This is a genomic window from Streptomyces cahuitamycinicus (genome assembly GCF_002891435.1).
Lineage (GTDB): Bacteria > Actinomycetota > Actinomycetes > Streptomycetales > Streptomycetaceae > Streptomyces > Streptomyces cahuitamycinicus.
This window is the reverse complement of record NZ_POUC01000026.1, coordinates 18,576-38,307: the sequence shown is the minus strand read 5'-3', so window position 1 is coordinate 38,307 and position 19,732 is coordinate 18,576. Positions and strand designations below refer to the sequence as shown.

Here is a 19,732-nt window from a genome sequence, read left to right as displayed (position 1 = left end):
GTGGGGTCGGGGCGGGCCCAGGCCGCTTCGGCGGCGAGGCGTTCGGACCACTGGATGTGGTCCTCGTCGAAGGCGGCGTCGGCGAGGCGTATGCGCTGGACTTCGCCGGTTCCGGCCGGTGGATAGGTGTGCTGGATGTCGCGCCACAGGCGCTGGAGGACGTAGTCGCGGTCGAGGGCGTGGGCGCCGTGCAGTTCCATGGCGTCCTGGGTGGACTGCATGGCCCACTGGTGGCCGAGGTACTTGGCGTTGATCAGGTCGGCGTCGCAGGGCAGGCCCTGGTCGAGGAGGTGCACGGACTGGTAGGCCAGGATTCGTCCGGCGCGCAGGCGGGCCTCCATGTCACCGATGCGGTCCCGCAGGACCGGCAGGTCGGACAGGGCCCCCCGGTAGCGGGCGCGCGCCTTGAGGCGGTCAGTCGTGGTGGCCACGACCGCCTCGTGGATCCCGAGGCTGACCGCGGCCAGGTTGGGACGGCCGTACAGGATGCTGCTGCTCTGGGCCACGCTCAGCCCCTGGCCGATCTCTCCGACCACGTTGTCCTCGGGGACGCGGACGTGGTCGAGGTCGAGGCGGCCGGCGGAGAAGCCGTGCAGGCCGAGGCCGGGACGGTGGTCGGAGACCGAGAGCCCGGGTCGGTCGGATTCCACCATGAACGCGGTCAGCGCCTGGGAAGTACTTACGCCGGCCTCGGCGGTTCGGGCGACGACAAGGTGGGCTCCGGCGAGATGGCTGTTGCCGATGTGGACCTTGCTGCCGGTGATCACCCATTGATTGCGGGCGCGTTCGGCGGTGGTTTCGATGCCGCCGATGTGTCCGCCGGCCCGCGGTTCGGTCACGGCGATCGACAAAAGAAGTGAACCGTCCGCCACCCGCGGCAGCCAGCGGCCCTTCTGCTCATAAGTGGCGAAGTGCAACAAGCCACCGACGGGGATGAGGGTGGCCTGCAGGATGGCCGCGGCAGCCGCCGACAGGCAGGCGACGCGGTGGACCAGGACCGTCTTGGCCACATGGCCGGCGCCAAGACCGCCGAAGGCGGCCGGGACGGTGATGGCGAACCAGCCCCGTGCGGCCATCAGGTCGGCGACCTTGCGCTCCACCCTGCCCGGAGCGGCCTCCATACGTGCGGCGCGCGGCGCGATGTGCTCTTCCGCGAAGGCGTCCGCCTCGGCCCACAGCAGTTCGTGGCGGGCGGTGAGGTAGGGACGCAGCGCCGGTGGTGGCGTGGTGGGTATGGCGGGCATGGTCGTCTCCCTCTCCCTGGGTGAAGGTCGCACAGTGGAGCGGCCGGGGATCGCCTGCGGCTCCCGGGTGGGGGTGGTGGAACGGCCTAGCGGACGGGCGCGTGGGCGATGTGGTCCATCACCTGGGCGCCGGCGTTGATGACGATGTCTCTCAGCCTTCGGGCCTCGCTCAGGGGCCGCTTCTCGGGGTCGATGACGCACACTGTGCCCAGCACGGTGCCGCTGTCGTGGATGAGCGGTGCGCCGAAGTAGGAGCGGATCCCGACCGCGTCGACCACATGGTTGCCGCTGAAGCGCGGGCTGGCGTGCACGTCGTGCAGCGGCAGGGCCTTCTTGCGGGCCATGACCTCCGGGCACCAGCCGTGGTCGCGGCTCATGGTGCGGCCGACGATGACGTGCCCGCTGTCCGCGGGCGGCTGGTGCAGCCCGACGAACTTCTGCTCCTCCAGGAAGAGATTGACGAACCCGTACTGGAATCCGGCCTTCGTGGCCATGTCGCGTGCCAGCTCGTCGAAGTCCCGGCTGGCAGCGGTGGGCACGCCCAGGCGCTCGAGCAGCTCATACCGCCGGGCCAGTTCGGTCGTCTGCTCGTCCTGCGGGCCGGTGACGGCAACGTCAGCCGAGACGGACGGCCCAAGGCCGATGTCTCGCATGTTGCGTCGCGGCAGTGTCCGGGTTGCTCGGACGGTCTGCGGTACGAGGTAGTGGTCGTTGGGCTGATATGACATCAGGCGTCCTGGAGGGTGGTAGTGGCTGCTGGGCGAGCGGGGCCTGCCGATGCGCTCTTCACGGCGTGGCCGACGAGGGTCAGCAGGACGCCGGCAACGTGGTTCGGGTCGCGGGCATCGCAGGTGACCACCGGCGCAGAGGTGGGGAGTTCGAGGGCGGTGCGGACCTGTTCGGGGTGGTAGCGGTGTGCTCCGTCGAACTGGTTGATGGCGACGACGAAAGGCAGGCCGATGTCTTCGAAGAAGCTGACGGGAGTGAAGCTGCTTTCCAGGCGGCGGGTGTCGACCAGGACGACCGCGCCGACGGCTCCGCGGGAGAGGTCGTACCAGAGGTCGACGAACCGGTCCTGGCCGGGCGTGCCGAACAGGAATAGTTCCAGGGGCACGGGCGCGTCCGGCAGGCTGAGGCGGCCGAAGTCGAAGGCGACCGTGGTGGTCTGCTTCGCCTCGATGCCTGCCAGGCTGTCCACGTCAGCGCTCGCCTCGGTCAGGTACTCCTCCGTGCTCAGCGGCGTGATCTCGCTGACAGCACCAACGGCGGTGGTCTTGCCCGCGCCGAAGCCCCCGGCAATCACGATCTTCAGCACAGTGGGTGCACCGGCCTGCGGGCGCGACGGACTCCGCAGCGCCACGGTCGAGTCATCCGGCCTTGGGGTAGGCGACGGCATCGGGCCACTTCCTCTTCAGGCCCACAGAGAGGGCCGCCAATAGGTGGGTGGTGGGACGCTCATCCGCGTCTGCGTCAGAGGCGGTATAGGCATCGGTGACGGAGACGACCAGGGCATCGGCGTCCAAGAGGTCCGAGACGAGGATCTTGACGGCGGTGACGGGGCGGCGGAGTCGGCCCGCCAGCTCGGTCACGGAACGCCGGTGCTCTCGGCACAGGGCGAGGATCTCTTCGCACTCCGCGGCCTGCCCCGGGCCCGGCCGCCCCGAACCGGCGTCCAGCACGGTCTCCAAGCCCAGCAGGTGCCGCGGCTTGGTGCGCCCGCGCGTCAGCGTGTAGGTCCGCACGAACGTCGACTCCTCGGCCGAGCGGCCGTTTGTGCTCACCGGACCTCAGCACCCGTGCCGACGCGGACGGGGATCTGCATGTATGGGGCGAACTTCTGGACGAGGCGCCCCATCTCGAACCCGACGGTGCCCGCGTCGGCGTCCGTGGTGGCGATGACGGCGAGGATCGTGTCCACCTCACCGCGTTCGTTGCCGGGATGGCCCTCGAACGCTGCGCTGCACCCGGCGCTCTGGACGAAGAACAGGCAGTCGTCTCGCTCGATGATGACTTGCTTGGCCGGCCTCTTCTTGTGGCTGGGGCCGGTGATGTTCGTCGCGAGGGAGGCCACTCCGCTGAGCGCGGCCGACAGTTCGTCCGCCCAGTCTTTGTCGACGTCGCTGTCCAGCAGCCGCAGTCCGTCGCGCGACAGCAGGACGGCGTGCGTGACGCCCGGAGTCTCGGAGGTGAAGTGACGCAGCAGCCAGGCCATGTTGTCCCGTTGACCGCTTGCCGTCGTCTCGGATGCGGGCGCGTCGCTGGTCACGTTGTTCATCGCGGGGTGGGTGCTCATAGGGATCGCTCCAGAAGGGGGAAGGGCCAGCGGATGTAACAGGCCACCGGGAACGTGAAGGAAGGGCGAAATCAGGGCCTGGGTTGCTCTGCCGAAGCGGGCGAAGAACCAGCGGTCCCGCTGGCCTGGATGCCTTTGCGGAAGGCGGCTGCGAGCCCTGGCGTCGCCGCGGTCACGGGGGCTTGCTCCCGCTCGCGTGGTGGACGGAACGAGCCGGCCTGACGCGTACGCGTGGGAAGGGCGGGCGCATCAGCCGAGTGACCTGCCTCTCCGGCTCTCGGCGCCCCTGCGGTGCCCGGGCGTGGTACCTGGCCCGCCGGGATGGCTGGAGCCGTGGCACTCTGCCGAGGCGGCGCGGAGGGGCGGGGTCTCCTGGGGAGCGCGCCCGAGTCCTCGAGCGAGGGAATCGCGACGATGAGCCGTGCCGGAATGACGACCAGGGCGGTGGTGCCTCCCGTCACGTTCTCCTGGAGGAGAACGGACAGCCCGTGCGACTGGGCGATTTTCGCGGCGACAAGCAAGCCGAGCTGTCCCGCTCGTACCTGACCGCTGACGTCCACCTCGTCAGGGGCCTTGAGCAGGTGGTTCATCTGCGCGCGTGTCTGCGGATGCATAGGGATGGCCCGGTCCTCGACCTCGATCGCCAGCCCGTTGGAAACCCGCTGCGCTCGCACGGTCACCTTCGTTGCCGGATCGGAGCACTCGCAGGAGTTCTCGATCAGCTCGGCCAGAAGGTGGGTCAGGTCCGGACCCACATGTCCCGGAAGCCCCAGCTCAGCGCCCACGGAACCAGCCGCGACGGCCACACGCGGATACTGCACAACTTCGGAGACCGCGCCGCGCAGCGCCGTCGCGACGGGGACGGGCCGACGCACGCTGCGCAGGGACTGCCCGCCCAGCACCGCCGTGCTCTCGACCTGTCGGCGCATCCGCGTCACGAGGTGATCGATCTCGAAGATCTTCGAAAGCAGCTCCGGGTCGTCGGTCAGCTTCTCCAGCTGGCTCAGTGCCTCGAGCGCCTTGCCGACCAGTGCGTGCTCGCGCATCGCCAGACGCCGCAGCACTTCCAGGAGAACGACGGACTGTGACTCGTCGTGCACGCGTATCAGCGACGCGATGGCCTGCGCCTCGAGGGAACTCAACGCCTTGTTGATCTCGACGGTCGGACTGGCCGACGGTGGCGTCTGCATGTCCGGCAGCGCCGGGCGTCCCCCGCGGCACAGCTCGTCCGCCGACCACTGCACCGACTTCTCGACGGCCGCCCCTACCTCGGCGACCGCTGTCAGCGCCGCTGCCTGGGCCTCCTCCACCGCTGCCTGCATGGCCCCTGCGGCCGTGCGCACTCCGCGAGCCGCCACCAGCGCGACCCCGGCCAGCCCACAGACAAGGTTGGCCAGGAGCCAGCCGGGACCTACCGCAGACATCGACCACAGGGCGAAGGCGGCACCCAACAGCGCGGCCAGAAGCACCACGGGCAAGGCCACGGCGCGGCGGACACGGTGCAGCGTGATCGGGTCGATCCGTGGAGGCCGACGTCTGCGGTGGCCGGGAGCGGCCGGCCGTGCCGGGAAGGCGCTGTCAGGCATGGGAATCCTCGTCAGGGGGCGGGGTTGCTAGGCGTGCTGCGGCGTCAGGCTTGTGCAGGTCTGGAGCGTGTTGCGTGAGGTCGAGCGAGGCGCCGGAACCTCGACCGTGCCTCGCTGGCAGGAAGACTGCGTCGCCAGCTGATGAAGGAGCCGAGCACTTTGGATCAGGCCCATGTGGCTGAACGCCTGCGGGAAATTACCGAGCTGGCGCTGCTGGACGGGGTCGTACTCCTCGGCCAGGAGCCCGAGGTCGCTGCGCAGCGCGAGAAGGTGTTCGAACAGGGCGTGGGCCTCGCCGAGGCGGCCGGTCAGGGCGAGCGCATCGACGAGCCAGAAGTTGCAAAGGAGGAAGGTGCCCTCATCGCCGGCCAAGCCGTCCGCTCCGGTGCGCTTGCCGCGGGTCGGGTACCGGTACACGAGCCCGTCCGGTGTGGAGAGTTCACGACGTACCGCATCCACGGTGCCGATGACGCGCGGGTCGTTCGGCGGCAGGAAGCCGACGCAGGGGATGAGCAGCGTGGCGGCGTCCAGGTCCTGGGAGCCGTAGGACTGGGTGAAGGTGTTGCGCGCCGGGTCGAAGCCCTTGGTGCAGACCTCATGGTGGATCGTGGCCCGCAACTCGACCAAGGGGGGCAGGTCCACGTCGAGGGCACCGACTTCCGCCAGGCGGATGGTGCGGTCGACCGCGACCCAGGCCATCACCTTGGAGTGGACGAAGTGCCGGCGTGCCCCGCGGATCTCCCAGATTCCCTCGTCAGGCTCCTGCCAGCGCTGCGCCAGGTGCTCGACGAGGCGCTGGTGCAGGACCGCAGTGTCGGCGCAGTGGGCGACACCGCTCTGGTGCGCGAGGTACAGGGTCTCGATCACCTCGCCGTACACGTCGAGCTGGAGCTGGTCCGCCGCCCCGTTTCCGACCCGTACCGGGGTTGAGCCCTCGTACCCGGGAAGCCAGGCCAGCTCCCGCTCCCGCATATCGCGCTCCCCGGTGATCCCGTACATGATCTGAAGGCTCTCCGGATCGCCGGCCACCGCACGCAACAGCCATCGCCGCCACGCCTGCGCCTCCTGCCGGTACCCGGTCCCCAGCAGCGCGGCCAGCGTCGTGGAGGCGTCGCGCAGCCAGGTGAAGCGGTAGTCCCAGTTCCGTCCGCCGCCGATCTCCTCAGGCAGCGACGTGGTCGGCGCCGCGACGATCCCGCCGCTCGGCCCATAGGTCATCGCCTTCAGCGCGATCAAGGAACGAACCACGGGCTCGCGGAAGGGGCCGTCGTAGGTGCATTCCTGCGCCCACTCCTGCCAGAAGGTGAGCGTCTCGGTGAGCGCGACCTCCGGGTCGGGAACGTCAGGCGCGGCTGCATGGGATGGGCACCAACTGAGCGCGAAAGCCACGCTCTGACCGGCGGCGACGGCGAAGGCGCTGACGATGGCACCGTCCTTCTCCACCTGCTGGACGCAGGTGTCGAGCCACAGAGCGTCCGCGCCGGCCTCCGCGACCATGCGGCCCCCGACCTCGTGGATCCACGGGCTGACGCTGCCGTACCCCGGACGCGGACGCATGGCCGAGACCATCGACACTTCGCCGGTGAGACCCTCTACGATCCGGATCACCTGAGGTGCCCCGTCGCGTGGCGGCATGAAATCCAGGACGCGGACCGAACCGGTCGGGATGCGCCACACCGATTCGAGGACGAGTGAGTCACCGCAGTACCGGCGTTTGGCTTCCGCTTCGGAGCCGGACCGGCCAGGAGGCGGCGAGGCCGGAGCGATCTGCCAGGTGCCGTGTTTCTGCGTCCCGAGCAGGCCGGCGAAAACGGCCGGCGAGTCGAAGCGGGGCAGGCACAGCCAGTCGATCGAACCGTCGTCGCAGACGTGGGCACTGGTCTGCATGTCGCCGATCAGGCCGTACTGCTCGATACGCGGAAGACGTTCCATCGCTTGTGAATCTCCATTGACCCCGCAGGCCGGGGGGTATCGGGGGCCGCTACGGCGGCCGGGAATACTGAGAAGGAGGGGCACCTGTGGTCACCGGGGTGAGGTCGGGTCGTTCAGGGTCGGCGGGGAGTCCTCGTCGGCCGCGACAGGGCTGGCTGCGCGCTCGCCGCGGAGGACCAGCCAGGCCATCGGCCCGAGAATCAGCCCGATGACGACGACCTCGGTTACTGTCACGTCCGTGGCACCGAAGCGGCCCAGACCAAACAGGCGGGGGCAACTGCGAAAACCGCCCCGCGCAGCATGTTGATCCGGGGCTTCCACGAACGCCGCCTGCGCTCCGGGCGCATCGACCCGGGATCACCGCGCTCCACATGCGTGACGAGCTCCTGCGTCGCTTCGGCGAGCTCGACCAGGTACACCCGGCTGGGCATGTAGCCCTCGGGGACGCTGTCCGAGCAGAGCCGCTGCGCGCGCAGCAGGACGGGGGTGCCCGAAGGGGTTCGTGCTCCCAACTGGGCAACGTGACCGCGCAGACGGCGAACGAGGTCCTCCACATCAGCAGCGCTCTCGGGTAGCGGTGAATCCTCGCCCAGCACGAGCGTCACCGTCTCCGACGCGGCCACCACGTGATCACGCTGCGGCGCCCGCTTCACGGTGACGGACCCTCGCTCTCCGCTCCCGCCCACGCTCTGGATGTCTCCTCCGCGAGGGACCAGCGAAAGGCGCATGACACAACTCCTGTTCGGATCGAGCCAAAGTGAGCCGAAAGCACCGGTTGGCACCGACGGCTGGCGTGCGAAGTGAGTGATCTGGCAGCTACGTTGAGCGAACCGTGAATCCCGTCTGAGGGGTATGCCTGTGCGGACCGGAAGGCCGCCAAAGGCGCCAAAGATCATTTCGGACCCGAGGGGCAGTCCATGGCCCGTGAACGAAACGTCGCCCTCGCCGCACTCCTGCGCGAAGCAGGCTGGTCCCAGCCACAAGCAGCCGCTGCCGTTGCTCGAGTGGCCGCGGAGAGCGGAGTGCGTGAGCTGGAGGCGATCTCCCGCTCGCACATCTCCATGTGGGTGCTCGGCACGAAGCCGAGTGGCAGAGCGCCGCATATCCTGCGCGAGACGCTGTCCCGCAGACTCGGCCGCCACCTCACCGTGGCCGACCTCGGGCTGGAAGAAGAGCCAACAGGCACGACCGACACCGGATCCGACTGGAGTGTCGACCCTCTGACCGCACTGGCCGAGTTGGGAAGCGACGATCTCGACATGCACCGACGCAAGCTGCTGTCCACCGCCGCCTACTCCGCGGCCGGCCTCGCCCTGCCCACAGCCTCGTGGTGGGCAGCCGCCCCCGCCGCAGCGGCGAAGCGCCGACCGGCATCCCCGCGCCCGGTGACCCAGACAGACATCGACGACGTCCGCGACCTCACGGTCTACTACTCCGCGCGCGACCAGCAACGAGGCGGCGCCTCCGGCCGCAAAGCCCTTGCCACCCACCTGCTCGACGAAGCAGTGCCGCTGCTCGGCGGTCGATTCCGCACGGATCAGCTGCGCCGCGACACGTACTCGGCCGTGGCAGAGATGACCTACCTCGCCGGCTGGATGGCGTTCGACGCCAGTGAACACCGCACCGCCCAGCGCTACCTCACCATCGCCGCCCGGATCGCGGCGGAAGCCGGAGACGGACCGCTCGGCGGCCACGTCCTGCGCGCCCTCGCCCACCAGGCTGTGGACCTCGGGCATCCACGCAGGGCGCTCGCCCTGGCCGACGCCTCGATGTCCCGCGACCGCTACGGCCAAGCCAGCCATCGTGAAAAGGCACTTCTGGCGATCGTCCACGCTCGCGCACTCGCGGCCGACGGCGACCGGGCCGGTTCTCTCGCCGCCATCAGCCGCGCGGAGCGGGACCTCGCCCGCGCCGACACCAACGAGGCGCCGGCGCGCGTCGGCTTCTTCCAGGAAGCCTCCCTCGCCCACGAGACCGCCTGCGCTCTGCGCGACATGGGTCAGCAGCTCGACGCGGAGATCCACTTCAAGCGCAGCGTGGCCACCCGCCGGCGCCAGCAATACGCCCGCACCCACAGCGTCACCCTCGGCTATCTCGGCGCCGTCCAGGTCCAGCAAGGCCGCCTCGACGAGGCATGCGCCACCTGGAACCAAGCACTCGACGCCATGACGGGCGTCCAGTCCGGCCGTGCCCGCGACGTCATCGTCCGCATCCAGAGCGACCTCTCGCCCGTCCGGCAACGTGGAGGCCGCCATGTCGCCGAACTGGACCACCGGGCACGGAGCATGCTGCGGGCCATAGGCTGATCCCGACACGGGCTTGTGGCGTCCAGCGGCAGCTCGCGGACCAGCATCTCCAAGGGAGAGGAACCAGCACCGGTGACGACGTACGAGGTCGAATCGATCGCAACGGTCGTCGGCGGCCACACCCGCGTTCAGGACGACTTCCAAGGCGGGGTCCAGTCGGTGATCCGCCTCAATAAGGAGTACCCCCTCGAAACCCTTCTGGGGATCGAAGAGTTCTCCCACCTGACGGTGACGTGGCGCTTTCACTTGGCGCAGCCCGAGGATGTCCAGCTCCACGCCCGCAGCCCCCGGGGGAACCCGCAGTGGCCGGCGACCGGAACATTCGTCCACCGGAACCACCGGCGCCCCAACCAACTCGCCATCAGCTACCCAAGGCTGCTGGGTGTGAAGGGCTGCGACCTCCTGGTGACGGATCTCGATGCGGTCGACGGGACACCGGTTTTGGACCTGGCTCCCTACTTTCACGAGATGGGGCCCCGAGGCACCGTCCGCCAGCCGGCCTGGCCGAGCGAGATGCTTGCGACCTACTGGCGTGACGCGTCGGAGCGCTCGTAGACGGGCTTGCCGTAAGTCCTCGACGGTGGCGTCGCCGCGGGCATTCATCACGGCCTGCCCCCGGAGATACTGAGGAGGGTAGCCCCGGAGGCACGGTCGTCCTCGCTAACGTTTCCCTCTCCGGAGAGGTTCCGCACGGGGGCCGGGCCCGGGACCGAAGCCTCACCCGGGTTCTCCGAACGCATCGTCACCGCCGATGAAATCCCGTCAGTCTTCGGATCGGTTTTGTCGGCCCTGGGCAACGGCAGCGAGTGCCGGCACATGGTGATGGTCCTTTCGCGGCTCTTGTGAGACGGGCAGGTTAGGCTACGAGGAGTGCAGGATCGTGGCCCAAACGTCCTTGCCGTGTGCAGTGGACGAGCAGCCGTAGCCGTTGCTGAGCTCCTTGACCAGCACCAGGCCGCGACCGCCTTCGTCCTTTTCGCCAGCCGAGACGGGGGCGGGGAGCCGGGGGTCCGGGTCACTGACGCACAGGAAGACGCCGTCAGGGGTTCGGGTGAGAACGACCTTCACTGGAACCGAGGACTCGTGCTCCTTGCGGGCGTGCTCGAAGGCGTTCGTCAGCAGTTCGGACACGGCGAGAGTGGCCCGCCAGTCGAGTTCGGTCAGGCCCCACAGACGTAGGCACGCCCTGACGAGGTCACGCACGCCCGAGACGGCTGCGGCTGTCAGAGCGATGTCGATCTCGCATGCTCCGGCGCGCGTTCGGACCGCTGAGCTTGTGCCCTCCGTGATGGGCTGTTGAGCCACCAACAGGTCTGCCTGCATGGGGAGTCCCTCGTTCGACGAAATCTCTCCAACCGGCGCCGGATGCGGTGTGTACTGAGGTGGCGGCCGTGAGCAACCATTGAGCCAGGCCGACAGGACCGCGTGCAGATCTTGATTCGGAAAGCTCGATCTTCCGTTTCGTGAGCGAGGAACAGCCCATGCCAAGACCCGAGAAGCAGTTGACTCCCGATGCGTCTCCGCGCGACTGGTTCGGCTATGAATTGCGGACCTGGCGCAAGAAGCGCGGCCCCCTCACTCACTCTGAGTTAGGCGTAAGAGTGCAGGTCAGCGGCTCACTTATTGAGAAGATCGAGAAGGGGACTGCCGCCTGCTCGGAGGACTTGGCCGAGCGCCTGGACGACGTCTTGGAGACCGGCGGAGTCCTCACCAGGGCGTGGGGGATGGTGTTCGGCCAAACGGAAAAACCCCGCCCCGAAACGGAAAGTGCATCCCGCGGCAGGGCGGAGGCGTCGGTTCCGGTCCATGCAGGCCGCATCCTGGGCAGAGGTAGTACAACACCTCCAAGTGGGAGCCCTGCCTCTGTGGACCGTCGTGCCTTCCTCGCCACGAGCGGCCTTGCCGCCATTGCCCCCATAGACCTCGTCCACCTTGTGACCCCAACGGCACCCCGGGAGATCCCGACTCTGATCCGCCCCCGCGAGATTGCGCAGTTGAAGTCACTGGCCGATGTCATTCACCGCCAGGACAATGAGTACGGAGGCGGCGGCGCGGTACGAGAACTCGCCCGGAGCGCCATCATGTGGGGCGCCTCCCTGCTGCCGGTGCCTTGCCCCGAGCCACTGCGCCCCGAACTTCTAGCCTCGGTGGCCCGCTTGGGGATTGTTGTCGGTGCCTCGCAGTTCGACGCTTACGCCCACGACGATGCCCGAGTCAGCTTCCGGCTAGCCGCCGAGTGCGCGGAGGAAGCCGGGGAGTGGCACCTGCGCGCCAAGACGTACTCGTTCATGGCTCGGCAGGAAATCTGGGTCGGAGATCCGGACACCGGCCTCACCCATGCGGAGAAGGGCCTAGTGCGCTCCGACCGCCTTACCGCGACCGAGCGTGCCATGCTGCATACCGCTCGGGCCCGCGCCTTCGGCAAGATGCGCGACGTAGCCAACACCCTGCGGGCGGTCGGAGAAGCCGACGCCGCGTTCGAACAGTCAGATCCGGCACAGGATCCGCCGTGGATGGCGTACTACGACCACGCCCAGCACCACGGTGATACCGCGCACGCGCTCTTCGATCTCGCTGTCCACGCGGACCAGGACCCGGGGCAAGCTGCCCGCCGTTTCGAGATAGCGGTGAAGGGCCACGGCAACGCCTTCGCCCGCTCACGGGCCATCTCCGAGACGAAGCTCGCTTCCCTGGTCATGGCAAAGGGCGACGACCCGCAGTACGCGATCGTGCTCGGCCATCAAGCGCTGGACGACGTCGGCAAGTTGACCTCGTGCCGGGCCGCCGACGACCTGCGGGAACTCGCCCGGTTCGCGGGCCGGTACAGGAAGCTGTCCGCTGCCGGCGACCTGCGCGAACGCATCGCGGCTACGGTGCAGGCGTGACCACTTCACTCACGCCCACCCAAGCCGTACTTCAGGCGGCGTGCCTCGCCGCCGGCCTCGACGCGACCGGCGCCGAACCGATGCGGCTCGCCGAGAACGCCATATGGCGTCTTCCCAGGGGGGTGGTGGTGCGTATCGCCCGGCCCGGCCAGTCCGCCGCCGCAACGCGCGAGGTTCAGGTCGCCCGCTGGCTAGCCGCAGAGGGCGTGCCTGCCATACGCGCCCTTGACCTGCGGCAGCCGGTAGTGGCGAACGGGCACCCAGTGACGTTTTGGCAAGAGCTGCCGCCACATGAAATCGGGACCGTCGCCGACGTCGTCGCGCTCCTCAAGCAACTGCACGCCCTGCCGAAGCCAGACCTGCCGCTCGGCGAGCTGGACCCGTTCGTCCGGCTGGTCGAGCGCATCGACGCAGCGAGCTCGCTCTCCGACGATGACCGGCAGTGGCTGCACGACCGCCTCACAGACCTCAAGACTCAGTGGGCTGTTAGGCCGAGGGGCCTGCCGGAGTGTGTAGTCCACGGAGATGCGTGGGTCGGCAACGTGGCGCGCACGGAGGCCGGCCCGTTGTTGATGGACTTCGAGCGCGCTTCGTGCGGCCCGCCGGAGTGGGATCTCGTGTCGACCGCCGTCAAGCTCACCACGACCGGCGCAGTGTCTGCCGAACAGTACGCCGCGTTCTGCGAGACCTACGGCACCGACGTTACGGAGTGGGAAGGGTATGAACTCTTTGCTGGCGTACGCGAGTTTCGGATGACGACCTACGCGGCGCAGCACGCCGCCACCCACCCAGAGTGGCGGCGCGAGGCGCAGTACCGCGTCGACTGCCTCCGCGGCCGGACCGGGGCACCGCCGTGGCGATGGAAGGGGATCATGTAGCCCCGCAGACCTGTGAACACTCGGCGTTCTGGCTCGCCCTCGGCCTCGTCAACGTGCGTCGCGGCGTTCCAGTCGTAGTCCACCTGGACGGGGGCGCGAAGTGCCGTAGGCACTCGTCGCCCCAGCCGAAGGCGGGGTACGTCAGGAAGTCGCAGAACTGTCGTACCGACCCCCTGGTAGTTGCGCAGTGTGGAGCGGACGTAGCCGTGCACGGGCCGGGACGGGAAGCGGAGTGAGGGCTATCACTCATCGCTGTTCCGATGTTCCTCAACCGAGCAGCCGTCCGTGCCGGTCGTCTGTTCGTTCACCCACCGCTGGGCATCCGCGAGGTTGGCTGCGGTGCCTGCGGGCTCGTACGAAAATCCGTTCCATTCCTCCAGGACTCGAAGCTCGTCCGGGCGAAGGTGTCCGCCGCCGCCGTGGAGCGGGCGGTGCCGGCGGTGGACGTCCAGCGGCGGGCGGCGCCGCTTGTTGTACGCGGCGAGCCTGTCGTCGGCGTCGACGCGCGGGACGGCGCGGGATGGCTGGTTCGGCGGTCCGGGTCGGGAGTGCTTGCCCATGAGTCCTATGGTTTCAGGCGGCGACCGTGGTTGGCCGGGCCGCGGTGAGATCCGCCGCGCGGGTGCGGACCTCGTCCACTGCGGTGGTCCGGTACGGGCGTGCGGCGTCGAGCAGAGTGTTGAGCCGGGAGGCCACGAGCGTGGAGTCGACGCGGGTGGCGTCGTCCAGCGCCTGGTGGGCTGCGGCGGCGCCCTGCTCGGGCTCCCCCTCGGTGAACAGGGCAGCGGCCAGGCCGATACGGTCCATGACCTTCACCCGGTCGAAGCCGGGCCTGCGCAGCCGCAGGGCGTCGGTGAAGTACACGCTGGCCACCTGGCGGTCGCCGTGGAGCCCTGAGAGGTCGCGGGCGGAGACCGCGCGGGCGCCGGCGTGCTCGGCGGCGTCGAAGTAGTCCACCCACGCAGGAACGTCGTCGCCCAGGCCGTCCGCGACCAGTTCGTCAGCGGCGCCAAGGTGCTGCTCGGCACTTCGCTCGTCGCCGAGGGCTGCGTGCACCCGGCCGGCCTGGGAGGTGACCAGCGCCCGTGTCGCAGGCATGGTCGCCTTCTTCACGGCGACGCCAAGCAGGCCCAGGGCGTCGGCCGGGTGTCCGAGGTAGATCATCTGGTGGGACATGCGGGTGACGATCTCCACCCCGCGGTCGGGCTGTCCGGCTTCGGAGGCTGCGTAGATGCCGTACGACCAGTACCGCTGGGCGGTGGCGTACCGGCCGCAGTCGTGGCTGACCCATCCGGCCAACGCCGCGAGGTCGGCGGTCGCCGCGAAGACCCTGGCCTTCAGCGAGGCGGGGACGCCGTCCTGGATACGGCGGGCGACTTCGGCGAGCTGGGCGACGATCGCGGAGCGGTACAGACCGCCGCCTTTGGAGGCGTCGGCCCTCGTGAAGAACGCGGTGACCTCTTCCAGCGCCGTAGTGGTGTCGGTGTCGAAGCCCTTGGTGTCGCGGTTCAGGCGCCGGGCGGTGCCGCCCAGCATTCGCTCGGCGGCCAGGATCAGCGGGGCGCCGAGGGCGAGCTTGAGGGTGTCGCGGCGGTCTAGGAAGAGATCCATCTGGGTCCATCCGGCCAGGGTCTGGGCGGCTGCCTCGGTCAGCAGCGGGAGCTGGATGCTATCCAGCGTGGGCCCGGCGGCCGTCAGGCCCAGATCACCCGGCGTGAGCGGCTGGCCGACCGCCTTGCAGATGACGGCCGCCAACAGCGCGGGAACCGGTGGGCGGGGCCGTTCGCCGTCGATCCAGCGGCGGATGCGGGTCGCATCGGGTGCGATCTGCCGGTGACCTAGGGCTTTCGCTTCGGCGGCGATCAGGCGGGCGATCTCGCCGTGGGACAGGCCGGTGGCCGCGATCCACAGCGCGAGGTCGGGGTTGCTCGATCTGCCGGTCATCGCCGTCTCACCCTCCCCGACTCCACCGTCACGGAGCGTGGCAGTTTCGCCACGGTTCGCGGCACCTACGGTACTTGTTAGGGCACTGGCCAGGGGCGGATTCTGCTCAGGCGGTAGCTGCCCGGCTATCCGCATGAGGCAAGGGGAAGGACGAACGCATGGCGACGCTTGCACCCCCAGCTCAGACTCCGTGGGCGATGCGGCTGGTCACCGACCGGCTCCCGGTCGGCCCGCCGTCGTACGCCGCGGTGACGCTCGACCCGGCGACGCAGACCGCCCGCTACACCGACGCCGCCGGCCAGGTGGTGGAGATGGGCAAGCATGGAACGTCGCGTACGACGGGCACGGCATCGATGTCCGGCGGCGGGGACGGGGAGAAGCCGCAGCCGCAGACGCAGGACGACCACACCACCGACTACGAGTCGGACTGAACGATGGCCTCCACCGTCCTGGTCGTCACCGCGCTGGAAGACGTCACCGCGGACTGGGTCATCGCCGCGCTGAACGAGCGTGAGGTGCCCGTCGCACGGGTCGACCCGGCCGACATCGGTCTCGGCCTGACCTTCGGCGCCTGCATCGGCGCCGGGGCGCCGGCTTGGGCGGGGCGGCTGGTCACCGGCAGCCGGGAGGTGGAGCTGGGGGAGGTGGCGGCGGTGTACTACCGCCGCCCCACCCCCTATGCCGCCCGGTTCGAGCACCTGCCCGCCCAGCAACGCGACTTCGCCGCCGCCGAGGCCCGGCACGGGCTCGGCGGGGTGCTCAACCACCTGCACGGTGTCCGCTACGTCAACCACCCCGGCGCGGTCACGGCTGCCGACTTCAAGCCCGCCCAGCTCCAGCTCGCCTCCCAGCTCGGCCTGGCCGTGCCGCCGACGCTGGTCACCAACGACGTGGAGCAGGCGCGGAAGTTCGCCGCCGACCACGGCCCCGTCATCTACAAGACGTTCCGCGGCCTGCCCCGCGACGAGGACGGGCACACCGGCGCGATCTGGGCCCAGCGCGTCGACCCCGAGTCCTTTGACGACACGCTCGCGGTGACCGCGCACCTGTTCCAGGCGGAGATCCCCAAGACCAGCGACGTGCGCGTCACGGTGGTCGGTCGGCGGGTGTTCGCCCAGCAGATCGCCGCCCCGGACGCCGCGCTGGACTGGCGCCGCGGCGACTGGGATCAGCTCCTGCACGCTCCGATCGCCATGCCGACCTCGGTCGAGTCCGCGCTGCACAGCTACCTGTCGGCGTTCGGCCTTGTCTTCGGCTGTTTTGACTTTGCCCTCACCGGCGACGGCGACGCGGCGGAGGACTGGGTGTTCATCGAGTGCAATCCGAACGGCCAGTGGGGCTGGCTGCCGGACGTCGGCGACATCACGACGGCGTTCGCCGACATCCTGAGCACGAGCATGAAAGGAGGTGGGGCGCGATGACGGTGCCCGCCGACCTGGAGATTGACGCTTTCCGGCTGCGCGAGGCGATGGTGAAGGCCCTCGCCGAGGACGGCGTCCTTGCCGATCCCGGCTGGCGGGCGGCCGTGGAGACGGTGCCGAGGCACCGTTTCGTGCCGGGCTTCTACCTGCCGGCCGACGAGCGCGACGGGCAGGGGCTGACGGTGTGGGAGCCGGTCACCGCCGAGGTCGACTATGGCCGCTGGCTAGCCGCGGCGTACTCCGACACGACGCTGATCACGCAGTTCGACGGCGACGAGCCGGACTGGAAGCAGGCCGCCGTACGGCACGGCGGGGCGCCGACCTCGTCGTCCACGCTGCCGTCGTTGGTCGTACGGATGTGGGCGGATGCGGACGTGCGCGAGGGGCACACGGTGCTGGAGATCGGCACCGGCACCGGCTACTCCACCGCGCTCGCCTGCGAACGTCTCGGCTCGGCCGATGTCACGAGCATCGAGGTCGATCCTCACCGCCTGAAGCAGGCGGCCAGCGCGCTGTATGCCTGCGGTTTCACCCCCACCCTGGCAGTGGCGGACGGGCTGTACGGCTACTGGCCGGAGGCTAAGTTCGACCGGATCGTGGCCGCCTGCTCTTTCCGCGGTGTCCCTCTGGCCCTGCTCGCCCAGACACGGCCGGGCGGGAAGATCCTGCTCACCCTGTCTGGCTGGCTCTACGGGTACGCACGCGTCCTGCTCACCGTGAACGGCGACGGTACCGCCGAGGGCCAGCTCATGGGCGGCACCGTCTCCTTCATGTCCGCCCGCACCCACGCGGCGCCGATGTTCGGCAACCCCGCCCACTGGGCCGCTGGCCTCCCGGAGACGGGCCGCGCCGCCCGGCACTCCCCGGAGCGGATCACCGCGGCGACCGAGGAGGCGTTCCACCTGCTGTTCCTCGCCCAGTGCGCGGTGCCCGACGCGCAGATGACGACCGTCGGCGACGTCGTGCACCTGGTCGACGTCATGACCGGCTCCGCCGCCACCCTCACCCCGCGCGAGGGCCGGTGGGAGGTGAGTGAGGGCGGCCCGGTCAAGCTGTGGGAGCGGATCGAGGCCGTGCTGTCCGCGTACGACGAGGCCGGCCGGCCGGGGCCTCAGACGTTCACGCTGCACGTCTACGACGGCGGGCAGCACCTGCGCCACCCGCAGCTGCCTGGCCTGCCGCTGCCCCGGCCCTGACCACTCCGCGGGCCCGGAAGTCTCCGGGCACCCGGAGCGTGGCCGTTGCGTCAGGGCTTGAAGACATCAGCTGCGGCTGACACGACGGTTCCCACCGTGGCTAGCCCAGTCAGTACAGCAGCGACAGTTGCCACCTTTTCCGCGAAGGAGAGGCGCTGCCAGGCGGGGCCGGAAGGAAGATCGGACGCCACGACCAAAGTCGGTCTGGTGGCGCGCACCCCGACGAAGTGTCTTACTGCGTTGCCGATACACCACAGGAGAAGTGCGCCCAACACCACCAACGAACTGGTTGGAAGCTGGCCGCCCGCCTGCGTGAGCGCGTGCTTGCCGTTCGCGAGAACGACCTCCTCTTGAGAGGTCGGGTACACGGTGATGCTGTACCAAAGGACGAAGGCCCAGAGCCCGACCCCCGCCAGGGAACTACGCAAGCGCTTGGCCGCTGGCGAGCGGGTCTGGTCATGGCGGCCCGCGGCTTGGTCTGTCAGGAGTTCGCCGATGCGGGCTTCGAGGCCGCGAGCCCAAGTGTTGTGGGTGTCAGTTTTGACCTCCACGGCCGTGCGATCTGGGTCGATTGTGATGCTGCATTCAGATCCAGGAGCGGGCCCTTGTGCGGTGATCGTAAGATTGTCCCAGGGCTTATTGGTGCCGACGTCTGGGGACGCTTCCACCTCGGCAACGAGGGCAGCCAGGGTGTCCGCCTGAAAGTGGTAAGTGCCAAAGTTCGTACTGAAGGACACTGATCCCGGCGCCATGTCTTCGCCAACCATGGCCGCCAGGTTGCGCAGTTGAGCCTGTCCGAAGCGACAGCCGTAGTACCGCTTGGTGTTCTTATAGAGCGATGGCATGTCGGCATGTTGCCAGTGCGCCTTGGATCATCGCCACGCCCTTGCCTCAACGGGCGCGAACTTCCGTTAGAGGTTGTCCCGTATGGGGCGTGAGTTATCGGGCGAGGACCAGGTTGTGTAGACGGGCGATGCCGAGCATGGCCTGGTGAACGCCGTTGCCCTTGAGGCGGCAGTCGCGCAGAGGGCACCGGCCTTCTCATCCCGCACCGCAGACGACGTGGCCAGGCGCACCGCAGCCCGCAGCAGGAAGCGGAGAAACCGCGTCGCTTGCGGTTCCGCCTGTTCTCCGCGGCCGGCAGCTCGTCACCACCGGTCGGCGCCTTGCTGTGCCGGAGGTGCTAGACGCCGGTCAGGGCGACGACCTACCCGCGCCCTGACCGGCGGCCAGGCTCAAGTGCTGCCATCGAGATGCGAGCGAGCCGCTTGAACGAAGTCTGTTCGCACTTCGTGGAAACGCTGCCACCGCCCGTGGGGGTAGCGCTCCACAGCTTCGCTTTGCGACAGCTGGTGTGCGTATGTGAAAAGGAGGGCCGTGGTGTCAGAGGCAGATAGCAAGTCCAAGGCGAGGATCTGGAGGCCGAGGTGCTGTCCGTACTCCGTTCGGCCCGGATCGTCGGAGTCCATTCCCCGCAGCTCGCGTAGCGAACTGAGAACCGCCGCGATCGGCCGATGCTGCTCAGAGGGAGCTTCGAGCTGCTCACGCTGCCCGGCTTCTTCGAGTACTCCCATCGCTCGCGCGGCAGTGAGTGCCTGCTCCAGCTCGAAGATCGTCTGGACCATGACGCCCTGCAAGGTGTAGCCCTTAGAGACGATCTGCTCAGGTCCTTCCAGCTCGATCTTGCGATATGCGTCGGTTGCGCCCACAAACCGAGAATGAGCCGCTTCGAGTCCCAGCTCGGCCTCCGGCAAATCTTCGTCAGCGAGATGTCCTGCTACCTCTCCGGCAGCCAGCCTGAACTCATCCACGGCGCCGAGATATTCGACCCAGACGTCGCGTCTTACGGTCCGACGCCACTGTGCATTTTGGTCTCGTCCCTGCGCCTTGACCGCTTCGATGGCTGCGTTCGCCTGCTCCTGCATGCCGCGTGCCTGCCAGCGGGCCCCAAACAGGCCAAGCGCCACACCTGCCACCGCGATCAGCGCCGCGAGTACGGCAGCTGCCCCCTGATCCATCCCGGCATTGTTTCACGCTGAAGATCACG

General features: G+C 69.0%; 21 protein-coding genes and 2 pseudogenes. 8 read left to right on the top strand and 15 right to left on the bottom strand.

All coding sequences use genetic code 11. The features are described from left to right. The 9 genes from C1J00_RS06225 to C1J00_RS06190 all read right to left on the bottom strand — a co-directional run. Nucleotides 1-1,244 (bottom strand): acyl-CoA dehydrogenase family protein (locus tag C1J00_RS06225; RefSeq protein ID WP_102908021.1); only part of this gene is annotated, 1,244 nt, incomplete at its 3' end. 86 nt (nucleotides 1,245-1,330) lie between these two features. Next, a complete protein-coding gene (locus C1J00_RS06220) occupies nucleotides 1,331-1,972 on the bottom strand; it encodes a GAF domain-containing protein (protein ID WP_102908020.1) in 642 nt (213 codons plus the stop codon). Beyond that, nucleotides 1,972-2,559 (bottom strand): GTP-binding protein, encoded by a 588-nt coding sequence (locus tag C1J00_RS06215; protein ID WP_180989432.1) that lies wholly within the window; start codon nucleotides 2,557-2,559, stop codon nucleotides 1,972-1,974. The genes C1J00_RS06220 and C1J00_RS06215 overlap by 1 nt, the downstream gene beginning before the upstream one ends. A 52-nt stretch (nucleotides 2,560-2,611) precedes the next feature. Then, complete coding sequence (locus C1J00_RS06210; RefSeq protein ID WP_102908019.1) at nucleotides 2,612-3,025, bottom strand: DUF742 domain-containing protein; 414 nt, start codon at nucleotides 3,023-3,025, stop codon at nucleotides 2,612-2,614. After that, on the bottom strand, nucleotides 3,022-3,537 hold the full coding sequence (locus C1J00_RS06205; protein WP_020271951.1) for a roadblock/LC7 domain-containing protein: 516 nt from the start codon (nucleotides 3,535-3,537) through the stop codon (nucleotides 3,022-3,024). The genes C1J00_RS06210 and C1J00_RS06205 overlap by 4 nt, the downstream gene beginning before the upstream one ends. A 71-nt stretch (nucleotides 3,538-3,608) precedes the next feature. Further along, nucleotides 3,609-5,123, bottom strand: a complete 1,515-nt coding sequence (locus C1J00_RS06200) for a sensor histidine kinase (protein WP_020271952.1) — start codon at nucleotides 5,121-5,123, stop codon at nucleotides 3,609-3,611. A gap of 27 nt (nucleotides 5,124-5,150) precedes the next feature. After that, on the bottom strand, nucleotides 5,151-7,055 hold the full coding sequence (locus tag C1J00_RS06195) for a glycoside hydrolase family 15 protein (protein ID WP_102908018.1): 1,905 nt from the start codon (nucleotides 7,053-7,055) through the stop codon (nucleotides 5,151-5,153). 90 nt (nucleotides 7,056-7,145) lie between these two features. After that, nucleotides 7,146-7,289, bottom strand: a complete 144-nt coding sequence (locus C1J00_RS45070) for a hypothetical protein (RefSeq protein WP_020271954.1) — start codon at nucleotides 7,287-7,289, stop codon at nucleotides 7,146-7,148. Continuing rightward, nucleotides 7,286-7,708, bottom strand: a complete 423-nt coding sequence (locus C1J00_RS06190; protein ID WP_245936222.1) for a DUF6415 family natural product biosynthesis protein — start codon at nucleotides 7,706-7,708, stop codon at nucleotides 7,286-7,288. The genes C1J00_RS45070 and C1J00_RS06190 overlap by 4 nt, the downstream gene beginning before the upstream one ends. Before the next feature lie 264 nt (nucleotides 7,709-7,972). Between C1J00_RS06190 and C1J00_RS06185 the strand changes: the two genes are divergently transcribed. Together C1J00_RS06185 and C1J00_RS06180 are read left to right on the top strand one after the other, a co-directional pair. Further along, nucleotides 7,973-9,361: an NsdA family TPR-like regulatory protein gene (locus C1J00_RS06185; protein ID WP_180989431.1), complete on the top strand. Its 1,389-nt coding sequence runs from the start codon at nucleotides 7,973-7,975 to the stop codon at nucleotides 9,359-9,361. 72 nt (nucleotides 9,362-9,433) lie between these two features. Then, nucleotides 9,434-9,916: an SAM-dependent methyltransferase gene (locus C1J00_RS06180; RefSeq protein ID WP_102908017.1), complete on the top strand. Its 483-nt coding sequence runs from the start codon at nucleotides 9,434-9,436 to the stop codon at nucleotides 9,914-9,916. A gap of 306 nt (nucleotides 9,917-10,222) precedes the next feature. On the opposite strand, the gene C1J00_RS06175 is transcribed toward C1J00_RS06180, so the two are convergent. Then, nucleotides 10,223-10,564, bottom strand: a complete 342-nt coding sequence (locus C1J00_RS06175; RefSeq protein ID WP_020271958.1) for an ATP-binding protein — start codon at nucleotides 10,562-10,564, stop codon at nucleotides 10,223-10,225. Nucleotides 10,565-10,824: 260 nt separating this feature from the next. Between C1J00_RS06175 and C1J00_RS06170 the strand changes: the two genes are divergently transcribed. Then, entirely contained in the window at nucleotides 10,825-12,246 is a 1,422-nt protein-coding gene (locus C1J00_RS06170) for a helix-turn-helix domain-containing protein (protein WP_245936221.1), read from the top strand. Next, the gene (locus C1J00_RS06165) at nucleotides 12,243-13,124 is read left to right on the top strand and encodes an aminoglycoside phosphotransferase family protein (protein ID WP_102908015.1); all 882 of its coding nucleotides are present in this window, start codon (nucleotides 12,243-12,245) and stop codon (nucleotides 13,122-13,124) included. The genes C1J00_RS06170 and C1J00_RS06165 overlap by 4 nt, the downstream gene beginning before the upstream one ends. 242 nt (nucleotides 13,125-13,366) lie before the next feature. Here the strand turns inward: C1J00_RS06165 and C1J00_RS06160 are convergent, their stop codons facing one another. Together C1J00_RS06160 and C1J00_RS06155 are read right to left on the bottom strand one after the other, a co-directional pair. After that, nucleotides 13,367-13,684, bottom strand: coding sequence for a DUF6087 family protein (locus C1J00_RS06160; protein ID WP_102908014.1), 318 nt, complete (start codon nucleotides 13,682-13,684; stop codon nucleotides 13,367-13,369). Nucleotides 13,685-13,697: 13 nt separating this feature from the next. Next, the gene (locus C1J00_RS06155; protein WP_102908013.1) at nucleotides 13,698-15,068 is read right to left on the bottom strand and encodes an NsdA family TPR-like regulatory protein; all 1,371 of its coding nucleotides are present in this window, start codon (nucleotides 15,066-15,068) and stop codon (nucleotides 13,698-13,700) included. 158 nt (nucleotides 15,069-15,226) lie between these two features. Here C1J00_RS06155 and C1J00_RS06150 point away from each other — a divergent pair, with 158 nt between their 5' ends. From C1J00_RS06150 to tgmC, 3 genes are read left to right on the top strand one after another with little or no spacing between them, the layout of a single operon-like run. Further along, entirely contained in the window at nucleotides 15,227-15,499 is a 273-nt protein-coding gene (locus C1J00_RS06150) for a putative ATP-grasp-modified RiPP (RefSeq protein WP_102908012.1), read from the top strand. Nucleotides 15,500-15,502: 3 nt separating this feature from the next. Further along, nucleotides 15,503-16,489, top strand: coding sequence for an ATP-grasp ribosomal peptide maturase (gene tgmB / locus C1J00_RS06145; protein ID WP_102908011.1), 987 nt, complete (start codon nucleotides 15,503-15,505; stop codon nucleotides 16,487-16,489). Continuing rightward, nucleotides 16,486-17,685: an ATP-grasp peptide maturase system methyltransferase gene (gene tgmC / locus C1J00_RS06140; protein WP_102908010.1), complete on the top strand. Its 1,200-nt coding sequence runs from the start codon at nucleotides 16,486-16,488 to the stop codon at nucleotides 17,683-17,685. The genes tgmB and tgmC overlap by 4 nt, the downstream gene beginning before the upstream one ends. 50 nt (nucleotides 17,686-17,735) lie before the next feature. Here the strand turns inward: tgmC and C1J00_RS44600 are convergent, their stop codons facing one another. Further along, nucleotides 17,736-18,530 carry a hypothetical protein gene (locus C1J00_RS44600; protein WP_146046140.1) on the bottom strand — a complete coding sequence of 265 codons (795 nt, stop codon included), beginning with the start codon at nucleotides 18,528-18,530 and terminating at the stop codon, nucleotides 17,736-17,738. Nucleotides 18,531-18,624: 94 nt separating this feature from the next. Further along, nucleotides 18,625-18,711, bottom strand: a pseudogene (locus C1J00_RS06130) (IS5/IS1182 family transposase); the annotation flags it as partial. Between C1J00_RS06130 and C1J00_RS48175 the strand changes: the two are divergent. Next, a pseudogene (locus C1J00_RS48175) lies at nucleotides 18,711-18,812 on the top strand (IS5/IS1182 family transposase); the annotation flags it as partial. The pseudogenes C1J00_RS06130 and C1J00_RS48175 sit on opposite strands and share 1 nt — an antisense overlap. Before the next feature lie 108 nt (nucleotides 18,813-18,920). Here C1J00_RS48175 and C1J00_RS44595 read toward each other — a convergent pair. Beyond that, a complete protein-coding gene (locus C1J00_RS44595; protein WP_146046139.1) occupies nucleotides 18,921-19,703 on the bottom strand; it encodes a hypothetical protein in 783 nt (260 codons plus the stop codon). Between the last annotated feature and the right edge of the window lie 29 nt (nucleotides 19,704-19,732).

Coding starts and splice junctions, on each gene's coding strand:
- C1J00_RS06185 (WP_180989431.1), top strand. CDS start 7,973: ATGGCCCGTGAACGAAACGTCGCCCTCGCCGCACTCCTGCGCGAAGCA.
- tgmC (WP_102908010.1), top strand. CDS start 16,486: ATGACGGTGCCCGCCGACCTGGAGATTGACGCTTTCCGGCTGCGCGAG.
- C1J00_RS44600 (WP_146046140.1), bottom strand. CDS start 18,530: ATGCCATCGCTCTATAAGAACACCAAGCGGTACTACGGCTGTCGCTTC.
- C1J00_RS06155 (WP_102908013.1), bottom strand. CDS start 15,068: ATGACCGGCAGATCGAGCAACCCCGACCTCGCGCTGTGGATCGCGGCC.
- C1J00_RS06195 (WP_102908018.1), bottom strand. CDS start 7,055: ATGGAACGTCTTCCGCGTATCGAGCAGTACGGCCTGATCGGCGACATG.
- C1J00_RS06220 (WP_102908020.1), bottom strand. CDS start 1,972: ATGTCATATCAGCCCAACGACCACTACCTCGTACCGCAGACCGTCCGA.
- C1J00_RS06205 (WP_020271951.1), bottom strand. CDS start 3,537: ATGAGCACCCACCCCGCGATGAACAACGTGACCAGCGACGCGCCCGCA.
- C1J00_RS44595 (WP_146046139.1), bottom strand. CDS start 19,703: ATGGATCAGGGGGCAGCTGCCGTACTCGCGGCGCTGATCGCGGTGGCA.
- tgmB (WP_102908011.1), top strand. CDS start 15,503: ATGGCCTCCACCGTCCTGGTCGTCACCGCGCTGGAAGACGTCACCGCG.
- C1J00_RS06200 (WP_020271952.1), bottom strand. CDS start 5,123: ATGCCTGACAGCGCCTTCCCGGCACGGCCGGCCGCTCCCGGCCACCGC.
- C1J00_RS06160 (WP_102908014.1), bottom strand. CDS start 13,684: ATGGGCAAGCACTCCCGACCCGGACCGCCGAACCAGCCATCCCGCGCC.
- C1J00_RS06150 (WP_102908012.1), top strand. CDS start 15,227: ATGGCGACGCTTGCACCCCCAGCTCAGACTCCGTGGGCGATGCGGCTG.